Origin of the sequence: Clostridium tagluense (assembly GCF_003865095.1) — a bacterium.
GTDB lineage: Bacteria > Bacillota > Clostridia > Clostridiales > Clostridiaceae > Clostridium_AD > Clostridium_AD tagluense.
The window spans coordinates 1-243 of record NZ_BHYK01000144.1; the positions used below are offsets into that span (position 1 = coordinate 1).

General features: G+C 34.2%; 1 pseudogene. It reads right to left on the reverse strand.

Annotation, left to right across the window (positions count from 1 at the left end):
- A pseudogene (locus tag Ctaglu_RS25800) lies at nucleotides 1–243 on the reverse strand (hypothetical protein); the annotation flags it as partial.

The window sequence follows — 243 nt, forward strand, 5'->3', positions numbered from 1 at the left end:
TTTGAAGCAGCCTTTCGGCTCTTAGGGAAAATGAGCGACCAGCTTCAAAAAAATCTGAAATTCTCTTAACAATACCTGTTTTTTTATTAGGAAGCTTTTTATTTTTTCCTGGTGCCTTAATTTTAGATGGTTTCTTCTTGTAAGAATACGTATTTTTTAGTTTGACCCTGTCGGTAGACAGATTTGAGAGCCATAATCTAGAGATAAAATCATAATGAGCACCAAGTGATGGGACATTATTTT